This is a genomic window from Arsukibacterium sp. (genome assembly GCF_041616895.1).
Taxonomy (GTDB): domain Bacteria; phylum Pseudomonadota; class Gammaproteobacteria; order Enterobacterales; family Alteromonadaceae; genus Alishewanella.
The window spans coordinates 1-16777 of sequence record NZ_JBFJPY010000075.1; the positions used below are offsets into that span (position 1 = coordinate 1).

The following is a 16777-nucleotide window of genomic DNA, read 5'->3' on the forward strand; positions in this document are numbered from 1 at the left end:
AGAGCGACTGATAACCAGCAGACGACAGGGGGCTGTGCCCCAAAGTCAGTTAGATGACGCAATGACCGCACGCGATCTGATTAAAGTGGCGTTGACAGAGGCGGAAACAGAACTTGAAGACCGCACTGTCAGGGCGCCTTTTGACGGTGTTGTTGGCTTAACCGATGTTGAAATTGGCGATAGAATTACCCAGCAGACTGCCATTACTACCCTGGATAACCGCAACCAGCTTTTCGTTAATTTCAGAGCGCCGGAAACCGCGCTGAGCATGTTACAACAACATCCCAAGCTGACCTTGCAGCCATGGCAGGGGAGCACTATCAACCTTGAGGCAGAGATCAGTCAGGTAGATTCGCGTATTGATAATATTAACCGGACCATCAGGGTGCGTGCTCTGCTCGATAATAGTAATGATTTATACCGCCCGGGAATGAGTTTTCGGGTAAAGCTTGAAGTTAGCGGCGAAGCTTATGCCGTTGTACCTGAAGCGGCGTTGTTATGGGGGGCTACCGGTGCTTATGTCTGGATGGAGCAAGATAGCAAAGCCAAAAAAGTCGACGTGCAAATAAAACAACGGCTCAGTGGCCGGTTACTGGTAGCGGCCGATTTAGCTGAAGGTGATATGTTAATTACTGAGGGCGTCCAAACCCTGCGTGCAGGCCAAACTGTGCAGTCTGCAAACGTACAAAGGGCTGGTTTATGAATCACAACCCGATCCACAATGACTTGCCCTCCCTGTCTATTCGCAGGCCAGTGCTGATTATTGTTTTAAATCTGTTGATCATTATCGCCGGTATTGCCGCCATTAATGGTCTTGAAGTGCGTGAGTTACCCGATGTCGATCGACCCATCGTGTCGGTAACGGCGAGTTTCCCCGGCGGCTCACCCGAAACGGTGGACACCGAGGTAACCAGTAAGTTGGAAGGCGCTGTCGCTAGGGTGTCAGGGGTTAAATCCATTAACGCCTCCAGTGAGGAGGGTAGTTCACGGGTACGGGTAGAATTTCGACCTGGTATTAATTTGGATGATGCTGCCAATGAAACCCGCGAAGCGGTTAGCCGGGTTCAGCGTGAACTGCCAGAAGCGGTAGAACGTTTGGCCATTATTAAAGCAGATAACGACGCAGAGTCAGTGGTAAGTATTGCTGTGTCAAGCAGCACACTGGACTTAGAGACGCTGACGGAACGCATTGAGACCGATCTGGCGCCGTTATTTTTAACCATTCCGGGCGTAGCAGATGTCAGATTGAACGGAGACCGGCAGCGGGTGTTGCGGGTAATTTTAGACCCACTGCGCCTGACCAGTTACAACCTGGCAGTTACCGATGTGGCAGCAGCGCTTCGACAGGCGCCATTTGATGTGCCTGCCGGCAGCCTGCGCTCGACCGACCAACAGCTTATTGTCCGGGCAGATGCGACTTCAGTAAGTGCCGAACAGGTTGAAGATATCATTATCAGTGGCGATACCCGGATAGGCGATGTTGCTACGGTCTATTTTGGGCCGGCAGATGCCAACAGTATGGTCAGATTGGATGGCCGGCCGGTGATTGGCTTGGGAATTATCCGGCAGGCGCGTTCGAATACCATTGAAATATCAGATGAAGTACTGGCGTTGGTAAAAAAAGTCGAGAGCCGTTTTCCGGAATTGCAGCTGCAGGTAACATCGGATGATGCAGAGTTTATCCGCGGCTCAGTACGCGAAGTCATTACCTCATTAGCGTTAACCGTGTTACTGGTAATTTTTACCCTTTGGTTATTCATTGGCTCATGGCGCGCCACTATCGTGCCAGCATTATCTATTCCTGTTTCACTGGTTGGGGCATTGGCAGCAATTTGGTTAATGGGTTTTTCAATAAACATTTTAACTTTGCTGGCATTGGTTCTGGCAACCGGCTTAATAGTTGATGATGCAATTGTCGTGTCTGAGAATATTCAGCGTCGGCGCAGTATGGGGCTTGGTGCACGTGCTGCAGCCGTTATTGGCACCCGTGAAGTATTTTTTGCCGTAGTGGCCACCACCGCTGTATTGGTGGCTGTGTTTGTGCCTATTGCTTTTTTACCATCAACCGCCGGCCGGTTGTTCCGGGAATTTGGTGGCGTATTAGCCGCTGCTGTTATTATTTCATCCTTTGTCGCGTTATCTCTGGTACCGGCGTTAACTGCAAGATTACCGATTAAACAAGATGCCAAAAATATGTTTGCCGGACTAGGAAACCGGCTATTGACGTTATATAGCCGCAGTTTGCACTGGACGTTGGATCATGCCCTGATCGTATTTATTGCCTGCTTACTGGCGGCAGGTGGTGCAGGTGCTTTATATACGGTACTTGATAATGAGCTGATGCCAAGTGAAGACCGTGGCACCATCCGGGTATTTGCCCGTGGCCCTGATGGTGTGGGTTTAAATTTTATGGATAGGCAAGCGGATAAAATGGAAGAGATTTTATTGCCTTACGTTGATGGTGGTGATATCGACTCCATTTATACGGTAGTTGGCCAATGGGATCCTAACCTGGTATTTATTACGGTGCCGCTAAGAAACTGGAGTGAACGCGACAAATCTCAGCAAGAGATTATTAATCAGATCAGTCCGCAACTTGCGGCAATACCGGGCGCGCCGGCCAGGGCCTTTGGTTCAAACAGCCTTAATTTACGTGGCCAGGGTGGTGGTCTGGAGCTGGCGTTAACTGGCGAATCTTATGCTGGCATCTATGCGGCAACCCAGGCATTTTCAAAAGCTATTCAGCAGCAAATACCTCAGCTTGGTATGCCAAGAATTTCTTACCAACCTACGCAACCACAGTTACGGGTAAATATAGATCGACGCAGGGCAGAAGAGTTGGGCGTGCCATTGTCAGATATTGCCGCGACCTTACGGGTAGCAATAAATGGTGACGATCTGGCCGATCTGAACGTCGGGGACCAATCTGTTCCCATTATACTGCAAGCGGCAGCGTCTTCAGTCACCAACCCTTCTGATCTTGCAAACCTGCATGTTGGTTCTAGTCTGGGAGGTTTAGTACCACTATCAAGCCTGGCTTATATTTCAGAGGAGGGTGTCGCCGCGGAACTGGAGCGCCAGGCACAGCGCCGGGCAATTGAAATGGAAATGCAATTGCCGGAAAACTTCCCGTTGGAGCAGGCAGTTGAACAATTGCGTGCGTTGGCGCAACAAGAGCTGCCAGCAAATGTAGGGCTGGTATTTCTGGGCGAGGCGTTAACCTTTGAGGAAACCGCCCGTGAAGTGACGCTGACTTACGTATTAGCCTTTGTCATTGTCTTGCTGGTTTTAGCAGCGCAGTTTGAAAGTGCTAACAGTGCGGTAGTCGTGATGGCAACCGTGCCCTTTGGTATTGCAGCAGCATTATTCGCGTTGTTTTTAACCGGTACCTCAATCAATATATATTCGCAGATTGGTCTGGTGATGTTAATCGGGTTGTTAGCAAAAAATGCTATTTTACTGGTAGAGTTTGCTGATCAGTTGCGGGACCGCGGTTATTCTGTGCGTAAAGCCGTGGAAGAAGCAGCCCAAATTCGCCTGCGCCCGATAGCCATGACGTTATTGTCAACCCTGCTTGGCGGTTTGCCGCTTATTCTATCGACCGGCGCCGGCGCCGAAGCGCGTAATGCCATTGGCTGGGTAGTATTTGGCGGCCTGGGTATTGCGGTGATATTTACGTTGTATCTTACACCGGTACTGTACCTGGCACTTGCCCGCTTTGCCAAACCCCGGGCTGACGAAAATAACCGGTTGGAGCGTGAATTAGAAGCAGCCCAAACATTTGATTGACCTGGGCTAGTGTAATAGCAACGTACAACGCAAAAAGAACTAGCGCATATTAATGATAGAAATAACGCTGAGTGATGATTTAACGACTGTCAATCCGGTTTCATGGAATCGTTTATTTGATACCGATATGCCTTTTTGCCAGCATGCCTTTCTTGTTGCCTTAGAGCAAGGCGGAAGTGTTGGCGAGGGCAGCGGCTGGTTACCTCAACATTTATTGCTTCACCGAGACGGCACGCTGGTCGCGGCGATGCCAATGTATCTGAAGCTACACTCATACGGTGAATATTTGTTTGATTGGGCTATTGCTGAAGCTTACCAGCATAACAACCTGGCGTATTATCCAAAGTTGCTTTGTGCAATACCGTTTACGCCCGCTGAAGGGCCACGATTCGGGGTAGCCGCCACGGAACATCCTGGCCAGATTTTTGGCTTATTGTTTAAAGCGATTAGCCAGCGCCAGCAACAACTGTCTTGTAGTAACTTTCAGTGTTTGTACCCAGACTTACCTTTACAGCAGATAATGCGTGACAGTGGCATGCTGGAGCGCTTTGATGTGCAGTTTCAGTGGCACAATAATAATTATGAGGCGTTTTCAGATTTTTTAGCGGCATTGCCCTCCCGTAAACGCAAACAAATCAGTAAGGAGCGCCAGCAGGTAAGCGGACAGGGTATTATCGTTAAATCTCATGCAGGCAGTGAGCTTAACCCTGAGTTCTGGCACAAGTTCATTCCGTTCTATCAGGCAACCTATCAGAAAAGATCCGGCCACAATGGTTATTTGACCCCGCAAACATTGCAGTTGTGGGGCCAGACGATGGCTGAGAGTATAGTGGTCTTCGCCGCGTACCTGAACGACCAACTGGTCGCTGCTTCGTTGTGCTTTAAATCAACTGAATGCTTGTATGGCCGCTACTGGGGCTGTCTGGCAGAATTTGATAAATTGCATTTCGAATGTTGCTATTATGCCGGCATCGACTATTGCATTGCCAATAAGTTAGTCAGGTTTGACGCCGGTGCGCAGGGCGAGCACAAGCTAAAACGCGGATTTACTCCCGTTATCCGTCGCGGCTTTTATCAGTTTAGTTCCAGCCCGTTAACCGAGGCTATCGCTGATTATTGTCAACGCGAACAACAGGCACTGCTGCAGCATTATCAACTGATCAAGTAAGCCGATTTTTTGCTAACAATTAAATATAGTTACTGTTTATTATCCAGCTTCTGGTTTAATACATTCATAAACGCTAAATAACACTACCAATGGATTTTGAGTGAGCTTATCGGCAGCCGCTAACGTACACCTAATGTCATAACAGCAATCTAAGGGTAGTGATGGTTAACAAGGAATCAAAAGTACCAGGTAGCCGGTTAAGTCGGTTGGGCGGGCTCGCATCGCTGGCCGGGAGGGTTGCCGGTGGTATGCTGGCAGAAGGTGCCCGACAATTAGCGCAAGGCAACAGACCAAATAGTAAAGGTATGTTGCTTACCCCGGCAAATATTAAGCGCGTTGCCGACCAGCTGGCGCATATGCGTGGTGCCGCGATGAAAATGGGGCAGCTGTTGTCGATGGATAGCGGTGATTTATTGCCACCAGAGCTGACAGATCTACTGGCTCGGTTACGTGCTAGTGCCAATCCGATGCCATCTAAGCAGTTAGCACAAGTCTTGAAGCTGAATCTGGGTGAGCAATGGCAGCAGCATTTTGCCGATTTTACCTTTAAACCTGTTGCCGCAGCGTCGATCGGTCAGGTGCATCAGGCGTATCATGACAATGGCGCAAAACTGGCGGTAAAAATTCAGTATCCCGGGGTAAGAGCCAGTATTGACAGCGATGTTGACAACGTGGCGACATTATTGCGGGTAAGTGGCTTAATTCCGGCAGAAATGGATTACCACAGCCTGTTAGCTGAAGCCAAAATACAGTTGAAAAACGAGGCAGACTATTTAAAAGAAGCCACATATTTACAGCGGTATCGTCAATTTCTGGTTGATGATAACCGTTACCAGTTGCCACAAGTGTATACCGAGCTCACCAGTGACAATATCCTGACCATGTCTTACGTTGAAGGGGTTCCTATTGAAAGTTTACTCTCAGCATCTCAAGCAGATCGTGACCGGATACTAAGGTTGATGTTTACTCTGTTTTTCAGAGAGTTGTTTGAGTTTAAACTGGTGCAAACTGACCCTAATTTCGCAAATTACCTGTATAACGCAGCCACCGGTCAATTGGTACTACTTGATTTTGGCGCCTGTCGTGATTATTCCGATAAAATTAGTGATGGCTACCGGGCGCTATTTCATGCCGCATGCAATAATAACCCGTCAGCGCTCGATGATGCCTTAACCAGCATTGGTTTTTTCAGCCAGACAATTTTACCTGAACAAAAAACAGCAGTACTAAACCTGGTGACCTTGGCCTGCGAACCTTTGCGCCATGATGCAGAATTTGACTTTGGCAAAAGTGATTTAGCCCGACGTTTACGTGATGCCGGCACAGCGCTTAGCACCCAACAAAACTATTGGCACAGCCCGCCGGCCGATGCGCTATTTTTACACCGTAAAATTGCCGGTTTATATTTACTGGCGGCCCGGCTGCAGGCGAGGGTTAATATCTGGCAATTGCTTGAGCCTTATCTGCAACAAGCCAATTCGACACAGGAACCTTATGCAGAAAAATAACATTGCCAAATCAATCTTGCTGCTCACTATTGGCGGGGGCAGTTTTTTTGCAAATGCAGAGCCCGCAACTGACTTACCATTATGGGAGGCAGGGTTGCTTGGCCTTAGTATACAGCAGTTGGCTTATCCGGGTTCTAATGAGCAGGTACAGCGTAATTTTGTTCTGCCGTATCTGATTTACCGGGGAGACTTTTTCAGGGCAGACCGTGACAACGTTGGCTTACGGGCATATAAAAGTCAAACGCTGGAGCTTGATGTCGGTTTTGCAGCCGCTCTGGGTGCCTCTGATGGCGATATCCCGGTGCGCCAGGGAATGCCCGAACTTGGTACTCTGGTGGAGGCTGGCCCACGTATGCGCTGGACCATCAATGATAACATCTGGGGCAGCAGGCTGCGTCTGGATTTACCACTGCGGGCAGCATTCGATGTTGAAGAAGGCATGCGCTACAGTGGGATCAGTTTCGAGCCAGCACTGTTTGCGGATGTAACCACACTCCAAGACCTTAGTTACACCTTTGGCGTTAGTGCTTTGTTTGGTAGCGAAAAGCTGACAGACCGCTTTTATCAGGTAACAGAGCTATTTGCACAAAGTGGCCGCCCTGAGTTTGATGCTAAACCCGGCTTAATTGCGTTAAGATTTACTGGTGCAATCAGTAAAAAATTCTCGTCAAACTGGCGTGGATTTAGTTTTGCCCGATATGAAACGGTAACCAGTGCGAAAAACCAACATAGTCCATTAGTGGTACAAAACGGTGGCTGGTCGGTAGGCATCGGCGCCACCTATATCTGGGCCCGTTCGGCCCAGACAGTCAGTGGCTGGTAGCAATTAGTTGCTGCCCGCTATGGCGGTAAAGTCTGCACTGCCATGACGTTCGGGTAACTGTAAGCCATTGCCCCAATTACGGTTAACAATTTTGCCGCGTTGTACCGCTGGCCGCGTGTTCAGTTGCTTTGCCCAGCGCTGCAGGTTGGGGTAATCCTGAACTTGCAGAAATTCGGCTGCATCGTAAAGTTCGCCAAGTACCAGCGCCCCGTACCAGGGCCAGATCGCCATATCGGCAATAGTATACTCATCGCCGGCAATATACTGATTATCCGCTAGCTGTTTGTCTAAAACATCTAATTGGCGTTTTGCTTCCATGGTGTAGCGGTTTATAGGATATTCAAGCTTCTCTGGAGCATACGCATAGAAATGGCCAAAGCCACCGCCTAAAAAGGGGGCGCTGCCCATTTGCCAGAATAGCCAGTTCAAGGTTTCAGTGCGTTTTGCAGGGTCCTTTGGCATAAAAGCATCAAATTTTTCTGCCAGATAGAGCAGTATCGAACCTGATTCAAACACTCTGCTACCGGTGCTTTTATCCAGCAGTGCGGGAATTTTTGAATTGGGGTTTAAATCTACAAAGCCACTGCCAAACTGGTCGCCATCTTTAATGCTGATAATCCAGGCGTCATACTCCGCAGCGCTAACACCGGCTTCCAGTAACTCCTCCAGCAAAATAGTAACTTTAACGCCGTTGGGTGTTGCCATAGAGTACAGCTGTAAAGGATGTTTGCCCTGAGCTAATTTTTTGTCGTGGGTGGCGCCTGAAACCGGACGGTTAATATTGGCAAACTGGCCGCCACTTTCTTTGTCAGCACGCCATACTTTCGGTGGGGTGTAGTTATTAGTCATAAATTAATCACTCCTCATACACTGTGTCTGAAAACATCGTTATAAAGTAAGATATTGGCGCAGTGTGGTGTAAATACAAGCCAGCCTTGGCGAATGAACAGAGAATTTCGTGCTAAGTCAGATTAAATTTGAATATGACCAGAGCGTTGGCAGTAATACACTTGGTATCACTCGAATACTCGCTATAACGTGTTTAACTCTATGATTAAAAAAATAATGGCTTTGATAGTTGCTTCAGGCCTGTTGCTTGGCGGCTGTGCATCTCAGCTGCAGCAAAACAATGAAAATAGCCAAAACAGTGACACTAACTCAGTGCAATCAGCTTTGCCGTTACTCAATAATGTTAGTTACAGCAGCCTGAGTGAGCTGTCATATACTGATCGCAGCATTAAACTGGATTACGGTGCTGACCCGCTGCAGTATGGGCAGTTGTACTTACCGAAAACAGTGTCCTTACAGTCGTCATTACAACAAAAAGCCCCATTAGTGGTGTTTATTCATGGTGGTTGCTGGTTAAATGCCTATGATATAAGCCATAGCAGAGCGTTTAGTCAGGCGGTAGCGGCAAACGGTTTCGCAGTTTGGTCGTTAGAGTATCGGCGCACCGGTGACGTTGGCGGCGGCTGGCCTGGCAGTCTAATTGACATTAAGCAAGGGATCGCTTTTGCTAAAGCGTCGTTGGCGCAATATGGCGTTGATACCTCTCGTATTGTTTTAAGCGGACACTCTGCCGGTGGCCAGCTGGCATTATTAGCGGGCAGCCAAATACGTCATTCAGATATTGCAGCTGTTATTGGCTTGGCGGCCATAACCGACATGCAACGCTACGCCAACGGTAGCAACAGTTGTCAAAGTGCTACTGCACAGTTTATGGGCGGCAGTTACAGCGATTTGACAGAGCAATATCAACAAGCCAGTCCCAACCAGCAACTAATGCATCCTGCAACGTTATTATTGCAAGGTAGCACCGATAAAATCGTGCCGCTAAGTCAGGCGAGTCTCAGTGGTATACCCTACAAACTGGTTGATAATGCTGGTCACTTTGATTGGATCCATCCACAAACTGCGGCGTATAAGCAGTTTGTCATATTGCTGCAGGAGCTATTACCACTGTGAATACGCTATTAGGTCTTACCCAGCTAGAAAAACGTGATGCACAAGACAGTCTTGCTGCAAAACGTGACGCTTTTATACTGCCGCCAAATACCATTTACCTGGACGGCAATTCGCTCGGTGCCATGCCTAAAGTGGCAGCGACTCGGGCGCAAGAGGTTTTAGCCACCCAGTGGAGCCTGGATTTGATTAAAAGCTGGAACAGCCATAGCTGGATCGATTTACCCAGTACCGTCGGTGAAAAAATTGCCCGGCTGATCGGCGCCACACCAGGGCAGGTGATTAGTTGCGACTCTACATCGGTAAATTTATTTAAAGTACTTAGCAGTGCCATGTTAATGCAGCAAGGCCGCAGCATCGTGCTATCACAGCAAGGTAACTTTCCGACTGACTTATATATGGTCGAAGGATTGGCCAACTTACTCGGCGAACAGCATTGCCAGCTGCAATTAGTAACGGATCAGTCAGATATTGAAGCGCAATTATCAAAAGATGTTGCGGTATTAATGCTAACACAGGTCGATTTTCGCAGCGGCCGTTTGTTGGATATGCAGCGCCTGACCAAACTGGCGCATGCTAAAGGCATCCTGGTTATATGGGATCTCGCGCACAGCGCCGGCGCCTTGCCGATTGAGCTTGACGCGTGTAACGTCGATTTTGCTGTCGGTTGTGGTTATAAATACCTCAATGGGGGCCCGGGTGCCCCGGCCTTTTTATATGCAGCAAAACGACATCATGCCAACCTTAGGCAGCCATTAAGCGGCTGGATGGGACACAAAACGCCGTTTAGCTTTGATAAACACTACCAAAACGCACCAGGCATTGAACAATTTTTAACCGGCACGCCACCGATATTATCGATGAGTGTGTTAGATGCAGCACTTGACGTATTTGCCGATGTAAAAATGAGTCAGCTGCGGCAAAAGTCATTAGGCTTGAGTCGCTGTTTTCATCAGTTAGTCGGCCAGCATGCATCGCTAAACGAGCTTAAGCTACTTACGCCGTTAGCAGAAGAAGAGCGGGGTAGTCAGCTTGCTTATCAGCACCCGAATGCCTATGCCTTGTGTCAGGCGTTAATTAAACGGGGGGTAATCGCAGATTTTAGGGCACCGGATATACTGCGATTAGGTTTTACACCTCTGTATTTACGTTACACCGACATTTGGCATGCGGTAGCGATATTGGCCGATATTGTAAGCAGTAACGAGTATTTAAAACCTGAATACGCGGTGCGACATAAAGTCACCTAACCCCCCAAAAAACCGATGTTTCGAGGGCTTTTAGCCTGCTTTAAACCACAGTAGTTGATTATTAGCTGGCATAGCAACATCTTGTAGCAAATTAAAACCTTGTTGCTGTGCCAGCATTAATACCGCTTCAATGTTTCTTATACCCATAGCGTCATCCCGCTGTTTTAGTGAAGCGTCAAAATGGGCATTGCTTTCGCTGGTAAAGTTACCGGCATATTTAAACGGACCATAAATACACAACGTGGCGTTGTCTTGTAACAACGCCTTTAGCCTGCTAAAAAATTGCTGTACCACCGGCCAGGGCATAATATGCAGGGTATTTGCGGTAAAGAGTCCGTCCATTAATTGTCCGGGCGCTGTTTTTTCGCAAATATCCAGTGCCAGCGGCGCCGGTAAATTGGAAAGATTGGCCCGGCGAATGCGTTCAGCGAGCGCTGCCAGGTATACAGGTTGATCGGACGCCTGCCAGCATAAATGTGTTAAGTTTTCGGCAAAATAAACAGCATGCTGGCCAGTACCACTGCCTACTTCCAGAATATAGTTACAATTGGCAAACGCCTGCGTTAACAGGGTTAATATTGGCCCTTTGTTATTTTCACATGCCTGAGAAAAGGGCAAATCAGCGTAATTCACTTGCGATACCATAGTTAATCTTCAGTTCCCAAAAACAACCATCTGAACAGTTGTGAATAGGTTCAGCGTTCAAAAGTAACGTTTTGTATTATACTAACAGCTTATTATACAAAGTGATTGAGTCGCGACTCTTTGTCAGCTAGATTTAATCCTGAATTATCAGAACTTCTGGTTTTGCATGTCTGATCTCAGTAACGTGGTAGCCAATAATCGCATCAGCTTGTTTAACATAACAATTTTGTTGGCACTGTTTCTTGTGAGCACTGCTATTGTTCTTCTGCTGTTTAGTCACACGGCAAATGCCAATACCATCGATACATCAGAGTTTAAAGATGGCGCTCCTGGCAAGTATATTGTTTATTTTCAAGAAGATAATGCGAAGCTTTCGTTAACACAAGCTCAGCAGGTTTTTTTATCAAATCAGGTGAAACAGGCCAGTAGTAACTCTATTTCGTTAGGTATTGGTACAGCACCGGCATGGCTGAAGTTTTCGGTTAAGCATGCCGATTCCTCTGCGGCACTTTACAGACTGTCGGTTGAAACGCCCTGGCTAGACCATATTGATACCTGGCTGGTGCATGACGGCGCCCTTATTAAACATGTTAACGGGGGGGATGCGATACCGTTTCAGCAACGACCAATGCAATATCGTTTTTATGCCTTTGAACATGCTTTTGAACAAGGCATAACAGACGTCTACATTCGGGTTGAGTCGTTGGGTCCGATGGCGATACCCGTCAGGTTAAGCACTTCGGAAAAAGCCATAAAGCGTGATATAGCAGCAGGTTATCAGTATGGTGTGCTGTGGGGGATTATGTCCGCCCTGGCGCTGTATAATTTAGTGTTGTTCATTTTTATTCGTCAAAAAGAATATGGCTTATATGGGCTTTATCTCATCGGTTTTGTGTTAAACAGTTTGTCTTACACCGGGCATATTCATACCGTTATTCCAATCGATGCCGGCCCATATTTTCAGGATTGGCTGGATATTACCTTAATGCTTACTTACAGCGTTGCCGGGCTCCACTTTGCCCGCTATTTACTCAATACCCGAGCTTATGCTCCAAGCTTAGATAATGCTGTTAAGTGGATTACCATTATTATTCCAACCGGAATGTTGTTGGGATTTGCCACTGCTCAGCTGGTATTTTCGACCATACTGGCCTTTATACTTAATTGTGGTTTTGTGACGCTTTTTATTGCCATGGGGTTATCCGCGCTTAAAGCACAGAAACCGTTTGCGGTAATATTTTTATTTTCATCAGTAACAGCAGCACTTTGTATTACGGTATCCACCCTGGCCGTGGCAGGTTTTTTAGTTCCTTACAACGACTATACCTTTAAAGCCATTGAAGTTGGCATGGCGTTTGAGGCCATTTTGCTGGCGGTCATTCTGGCGCGCCAGTTCAGAATGGCGAAATTAGATAAAATGATTGCAGAAAGTTACGCCCGCACCGACGTACTTACCCGCCTTAATAACAGGCGGGGCTTTAGTCAGGTTACCGAACCGATCTGGAATAATATCGTGCGTGAAAAAAGAGAGGCCTCGATCGTCCTGATGGATATCGATTCGTTTAAAACGATTAACGATACTTTCGGCCATGCTTATGGTGACGAAGTGCTGACTGAAGTTGCAAAGTGCATCAAAGCAACTGCCAGAGAAGGTGATGTTTCCGCACGCTGGGGTGGGGAAGAGTTTATTATCTTTTTGCCAGAAACAAGCCAAAGCAAGGCGATAATTCAGGCCGAACGAGTGCGTAAAGCCTTTGAAAATATCAGGATAAATACCCAAACCGACACGATAACCCTAACCGCGAGTTTTGGTGTCGCTGGCAGTGAAAATGGCATTGTTGGCACAAAGCCCATTGGCGACGTTGCACAGGAACAGCTGATTAACTTCGCAGATATGGCGTTGTATACCGCAAAACATAGTGGTAAAAACCAGGTTTGCGTATTTTCAGACGGTTCCTCCAATCACTAAAACTAGCATCAATTTGCTTTAACATTGGATAGCATTAAAAACCAACTGAGCCCATTTTTTACTGCCCGATTCAGACGGATGAAAACCATCAGTAGCAAGCAGTTCGTCTGTTAAAGCCAAGTTACTGGATACCAGCTGTGCTTTTGGCCAGTCACGTAGTTCGCTGGCTAAAGCCTGATTCAGTATTTTGGCTTTTAGTCCCAACCAATAATTAAGGGGCGGGGGCAAGGCAGTAAAGCGTTGCATCGGTGGTATCGCACAAAACAGTACTTGTGGATCGGTGAAATCTGTTGCCAGTCTCTCTAACAATATTCTTATCTGCCGTCGGAATTCAGCCTTACTATGACGTGCGGTTACATCGTTAACACCAATAGACACCACCACCAAATCTAACCGGTACACTGCATTACTATGCGCGTACGGCTGGTGAAGTAAATGGTTTAAGCCCGCACAATCGATACCGGTTTTCGCGGCAAGCTGCCAGTTAACCTGATACTGCCTGGCGAGCAACTCGACCAGTTGACCGCAAAAAGCGTGTTGTTGCTGCGAAATACCCACACCAGCGGCAGCTGAATCACCACAAATCAGCAGTCGAAGCGGTTCGCCGCTGCCTTGCATACCACTGCGCCGCCCCAGAGCTTCAGGTAAACGTAAAGCGCATTTGCGCGCTTGTTTACCTTGCCAAAGCAGCAGAGGCCAGCACAGCAGGGTTAAAAGGAGCCATTTTATGGTCATTAATTGGGATTTAATGCTCTATCAAAATATAGTAATCACCATATCATGTATTTTGATTTTAGGATAAATGACGTTTTATTTTAACGAGAATCGATATTTATCCATGCACTTGAACTGTTCGTTGGGTATGATAAAAAACTAATTTAGTCATAAGGTTTTTCCCTCTTTTGCTAGAAAATTCCACTGAAAACGCTGCGGTCGCCAAATTCGCCTTAATTATTGTCTGTCTGGGCTCCATTATTGGGCCGCTTGGCATGGCTTCTGTGAATATTGCGATCCCTGATTTGGCCGCTGACTTACAAGCAAATGCTAAGATGGTCTCCTGGCTACCGACGCTATTTATCTTGAGTAGTGTCATTTTCATGCTGCCTGCTGGCAAATTAGCAGACAACTATGGAAGAAAGCGCATCTATTGTTACGGCTTAGCGTTAAACGCTTTCTCTTCTTTTATGTGTGGTATTGGCCCCAGCATTGAGTGGATCCTTTTTTGGCGATTTGTACAAGGAGCTGCAGCATCAATGATATTTGGCACTGGTGTTGCAATCATTACATCAGTTACTCCTTCTCACAAAAGGGGGGCTGCTTTAGGGATCACTGCAGCATGTATTTATGTTGGGTTGACCATTGCTCCAGCAGTTGGTGGCTGGCTCACGGAATTGTTGGGCTGGCGTTCGGTGTTTTTCTTTCAGGTACCTATCGTCATTGCACTTCTACTGTTGATTAAAATGCGCCTCAGCGGTGAATGGAAGAATGATGAGAAAACTAAATACGATTGGTGGGGAACGGGTATTTTTGCATTGTTCTCTACATCCTTAGTTTATGGTTTAAGCATATTACCCAACAATGTGGGGTGGGGTATGCTCGGACTATCGGCTATCTGTTTAGCGCTGTTCATCTTGCATCAGAGTCGAAGTCATCGGCCGCTTATTCGGGTACAAATGTTTCGCGAGAGTCGAGTATTCTCTATGTCATTAGCTACGTCACTGTTGATGTATGCCAGTAATTTCCCGCTGGTTTTTCTGCTAAGTTTATATTTGCAATATGTAAAAGGTCTCAGTCCGTCACATGCTGGGCAGGTTTTATTGGTTCAGGCCTTCTCGATGGCAATAATGGCCCCGTTGTCTGGCAAGCTGGCCGACAGATTCCAGCCAAGGCTGGTGGCTACTTTGGGTTGTGTGATTGTTGCTTGCGGATTACTGGTACTGAGCCTTATGAACACAGCAACCAGTGTGACTTATATTGCTTGTTCGCTGCTACTGATTGGTATCGGCTTTGGCTTATTTTCTACGCCAAACAACAACGCCATTATGGGAAGCGCTAAGCCTCAAGAAGTAGGGGTGGCGTCTGCGTCGATGAATCTTTCGCGAACGATAGGTAATCTTTTAGGAATGAGTCTGGTAAACCTTATGGTGCATTACTATTTAGGTAGCGCACAATTTACTCCAGAACAAAACCCCGCACTTATTAAGACGGTTGAGGTGGCACTTACTATGTCTCTTGTATTTGTTGTCGTAGCCTGTGGAATATCAGTATTGCGTGGTAAGTCGAGAGCAGCGTAAATTGTCATTCATATTTTTATTGATCTTTTTAGCGGTTACTGCGCGTATTTTGCTATATGAAAAATCGTGAACTAATCAAACAACACTTATCTTTGCTCAATATAAATGTGCTTCTAAGGTATCGATTATTGCTTTGCACTGGTGAGCCAAACGAAGATATAGAGCTTGATATTAGGGACTTGTTTAAATATCCATCACGCCTTGAAACTAGCTATGTTGATAATTGGCAAAAAGATGTACTAAAGTCTTTATTTCACAATCTTGAAGGAGAGTGTGCAACATCCGCTGAAATGGATGACAAGATAGGTGATTTTTTATCTAAGCGTGTGTTATCAGGAAAAGATATTCGTACATTAAGTCTGTTTGAAAGTTTCTCAGCGAGTATGCAAAGCACTAATGTTGTGATGATTCATTCTGCACTGCATCGTAGATTGAACAAAACAAACTCTTAGTTTCAATCTGTGAAATAACGCTCTATTTATTGTTATCTCAATAATCCAATTTAACATAATATACATTAGCGGATATTATAACTTTTGGTTGAACAGAGCAGTTATCACGCTATCTTCTGTTTTCTAACCCAATCGACGTGTTGGCTTATTCTGGCATCAGCCTGCAGTTGCTGCAAGGTGCTAAATTGCTTTGCTAAGGTCATTTCATCGTAAAATTTATGCAAGCCTTTGTGACATAACCGGCACAACATAACGCCTGCTTGTAGCTGTGCTTTGTTGTAATGCTTTTTAAAGTAATTGCGCCGGTGGACCTTGCGTGGAATTAGATGGTGAAATGTTAGCTGACATTGCCTGTAACACAATTGGCAATATTGTCGGTTTTGAGAAGTTGAGTTCATGATGACAAGTGAAACGTAGTTAGCGTGTTTGTTTAAACGTGTCCACTGTGGCTCTGGTTTTGTCTGTTTACGATCTAAAGCACTATTCTATGCGTAATATAGGCTGTACCAAAGCAACGGATTGCCGGCCCAAAACACCGGGTTCTATTATGCGAGCTTATTTATGTTATGCCTTTCTTATCTTATCTGGTGCCAGTGCCGTGAAAGCTGAGTCAGAACAATTGAACCGATTGGCTGCTGAGCCTTCGGATGAAGTAATACCTGACACCATAACGCTGGAGTTTTATAATCCTGCACATTTTACTACAGTGCAGCTTGTTCACGATACCGTTATGGGTGGACGTTCATCAGGCTCAGTTAAAGCGGTATCGGAACCTGCAGGTCTGCGTTTTTTTGGTGATTTGTCACTCGCCAACAATGGTGGTTTTGCGTCTGCAGAATTCAGACTTGCAAAAAAGATACCTTCAGCTCCCTATCGCAGTATTAAATTAAAAGTTGCAGCAGATGTCAGACAGTATC

Annotated in this window: 15 protein-coding genes; 11 read left to right on the forward strand and 4 right to left on the reverse strand. The window is 46.6% G+C overall.

What is annotated here, in order from left to right; translation table 11 throughout:
- The 5 genes from ABY802_RS12420 to ABY802_RS12440 form a co-directional block, all read left to right on the forward strand.
- On the forward strand, positions 1 to 703 hold a 703-nt coding region (locus tag ABY802_RS12420), incomplete at its 5' end, for an efflux RND transporter periplasmic adaptor subunit (RefSeq protein ID WP_372627458.1).
- Positions 700 to 3789, forward strand: a complete 3090-nt coding sequence (locus ABY802_RS12425; RefSeq protein WP_372627459.1) for an efflux RND transporter permease subunit — start codon at positions 700 to 702, stop codon at positions 3787 to 3789. The genes ABY802_RS12420 and ABY802_RS12425, both read left to right, overlap by 4 nt.
- A gap of 52 nt (positions 3790 to 3841) precedes the next feature.
- The gene (locus ABY802_RS12430) at positions 3842 to 4957 is read left to right on the forward strand and encodes a GNAT family N-acetyltransferase (RefSeq protein WP_372627460.1); all 1116 of its coding nucleotides are present in this window, start codon (positions 3842 to 3844) and stop codon (positions 4955 to 4957) included.
- Between the two features lie 161 nt (positions 4958 to 5118).
- Complete coding sequence (locus tag ABY802_RS12435) at positions 5119 to 6465, forward strand: ABC1 kinase family protein (RefSeq protein WP_372627461.1); 1347 nt, start codon at positions 5119 to 5121, stop codon at positions 6463 to 6465.
- The gene (locus ABY802_RS12440; protein ID WP_372627462.1) at positions 6452 to 7288 is read left to right on the forward strand and encodes a MipA/OmpV family protein; all 837 of its coding nucleotides are present in this window, start codon (positions 6452 to 6454) and stop codon (positions 7286 to 7288) included. The genes ABY802_RS12435 and ABY802_RS12440 overlap by 14 nt, the downstream gene beginning before the upstream one ends.
- A 3-nt stretch (positions 7289 to 7291) precedes the next feature.
- On the opposite strand, the gene yghU is transcribed toward ABY802_RS12440, so the two are convergent.
- Positions 7292 to 8137 carry a glutathione-dependent disulfide-bond oxidoreductase gene (yghU, locus tag ABY802_RS12445; protein WP_372627463.1) on the reverse strand — a complete coding sequence of 282 codons (846 nt, stop codon included), beginning with the start codon at positions 8135 to 8137 and terminating at the stop codon, positions 7292 to 7294.
- Between the two features lie 201 nt (positions 8138 to 8338).
- On the opposite strand from yghU, the gene ABY802_RS12450 reads away from it, so the two are divergent.
- Together ABY802_RS12450 and kynU are read left to right on the forward strand one after the other, a co-directional pair.
- Complete coding sequence (locus ABY802_RS12450) at positions 8339 to 9253, forward strand: alpha/beta hydrolase fold domain-containing protein (protein ID WP_372627464.1); 915 nt, start codon at positions 8339 to 8341, stop codon at positions 9251 to 9253.
- Positions 9250 to 10500, forward strand: a complete 1251-nt coding sequence (kynU, locus tag ABY802_RS12455; protein ID WP_372627465.1) for a kynureninase — start codon at positions 9250 to 9252, stop codon at positions 10498 to 10500. The genes ABY802_RS12450 and kynU overlap by 4 nt, the downstream gene beginning before the upstream one ends.
- 30 nt (positions 10501 to 10530) lie before the next feature.
- On the opposite strand, the gene ABY802_RS12460 is transcribed toward kynU, so the two are convergent.
- Positions 10531 to 11145 carry a DUF938 domain-containing protein gene (locus ABY802_RS12460; RefSeq protein ID WP_372627466.1) on the reverse strand — a complete coding sequence of 205 codons (615 nt, stop codon included), beginning with the start codon at positions 11143 to 11145 and terminating at the stop codon, positions 10531 to 10533.
- Positions 11146 to 11311: 166 nt separating this feature from the next.
- On the opposite strand from ABY802_RS12460, the gene ABY802_RS12465 reads away from it, so the two are divergent.
- Complete coding sequence (locus tag ABY802_RS12465) at positions 11312 to 13114, forward strand: diguanylate cyclase (RefSeq protein ID WP_372627467.1); 1803 nt, start codon at positions 11312 to 11314, stop codon at positions 13112 to 13114.
- Between the two features lie 18 nt (positions 13115 to 13132).
- On the opposite strand, the gene ABY802_RS12470 is transcribed toward ABY802_RS12465, so the two are convergent.
- Positions 13133 to 13732, reverse strand: coding sequence for an SGNH/GDSL hydrolase family protein (locus ABY802_RS12470; RefSeq protein ID WP_372627468.1), 600 nt, complete (start codon positions 13730 to 13732; stop codon positions 13133 to 13135).
- A gap of 284 nt (positions 13733 to 14016) precedes the next feature.
- On the opposite strand from ABY802_RS12470, the gene ABY802_RS12475 reads away from it, so the two are divergent.
- Together ABY802_RS12475 and ABY802_RS12480 are read left to right on the forward strand one after the other, a co-directional pair.
- Positions 14017 to 15408 carry an MFS transporter gene (locus ABY802_RS12475; RefSeq protein ID WP_372627469.1) on the forward strand — a complete coding sequence of 464 codons (1392 nt, stop codon included), beginning with the start codon at positions 14017 to 14019 and terminating at the stop codon, positions 15406 to 15408.
- Between the two features lie 56 nt (positions 15409 to 15464).
- Complete coding sequence (locus ABY802_RS12480; RefSeq protein WP_372627470.1) at positions 15465 to 15860, forward strand: hypothetical protein; 396 nt, start codon at positions 15465 to 15467, stop codon at positions 15858 to 15860.
- Positions 15861 to 15964: 104 nt separating this feature from the next.
- Here ABY802_RS12480 and ABY802_RS12485 read toward each other — a convergent pair whose 3' ends face one another.
- A complete protein-coding gene (locus ABY802_RS12485; protein ID WP_372627471.1) occupies positions 15965 to 16111 on the reverse strand; it encodes a hypothetical protein in 147 nt (48 codons plus the stop codon).
- A gap of 236 nt (positions 16112 to 16347) precedes the next feature.
- Between ABY802_RS12485 and ABY802_RS12490 the strand changes: the two genes are divergently transcribed.
- The coding region (locus tag ABY802_RS12490; protein WP_372627472.1) for a CIA30 family protein at positions 16348 to 16777 on the forward strand (430 nt) is incomplete at its 3' end.

What these genes read in the sequence shown, in the direction of transcription:
- ABY802_RS12425 (WP_372627459.1), top strand. Translation starts at nt 700, where the DNA reads ATGAATCACAACCCGATCCACAATGACTTGCCCTCCCTGTCTATTCGC.
- ABY802_RS12430 (WP_372627460.1), top strand. Translation starts at nt 3,842, where the DNA reads ATGATAGAAATAACGCTGAGTGATGATTTAACGACTGTCAATCCGGTT.
- ABY802_RS12435 (WP_372627461.1), top strand. Translation starts at nt 5,119, where the DNA reads ATGGTTAACAAGGAATCAAAAGTACCAGGTAGCCGGTTAAGTCGGTTG.
- ABY802_RS12440 (WP_372627462.1), top strand. Translation starts at nt 6,452, where the DNA reads ATGCAGAAAAATAACATTGCCAAATCAATCTTGCTGCTCACTATTGGC.
- yghU (WP_372627463.1), bottom strand. Translation starts at nt 8,137, where the DNA reads ATGACTAATAACTACACCCCACCGAAAGTATGGCGTGCTGACAAAGAA.
- ABY802_RS12450 (WP_372627464.1), top strand. Translation starts at nt 8,339, where the DNA reads ATGATTAAAAAAATAATGGCTTTGATAGTTGCTTCAGGCCTGTTGCTT.
- ABY802_RS12460 (WP_372627466.1), bottom strand. Translation starts at nt 11,145, where the DNA reads ATGGTATCGCAAGTGAATTACGCTGATTTGCCCTTTTCTCAGGCATGT.
- ABY802_RS12465 (WP_372627467.1), top strand. Translation starts at nt 11,312, where the DNA reads ATGTCTGATCTCAGTAACGTGGTAGCCAATAATCGCATCAGCTTGTTT.
- ABY802_RS12470 (WP_372627468.1), bottom strand. Translation starts at nt 13,732, where the DNA reads ATGCAAGGCAGCGGCGAACCGCTTCGACTGCTGATTTGTGGTGATTCA.
- ABY802_RS12480 (WP_372627470.1), top strand. Translation starts at nt 15,465, where the DNA reads ATGAAAAATCGTGAACTAATCAAACAACACTTATCTTTGCTCAATATA.
- ABY802_RS12485 (WP_372627471.1), bottom strand. Translation starts at nt 16,111, where the DNA reads ATGTTGTGCCGGTTATGTCACAAAGGCTTGCATAAATTTTACGATGAA.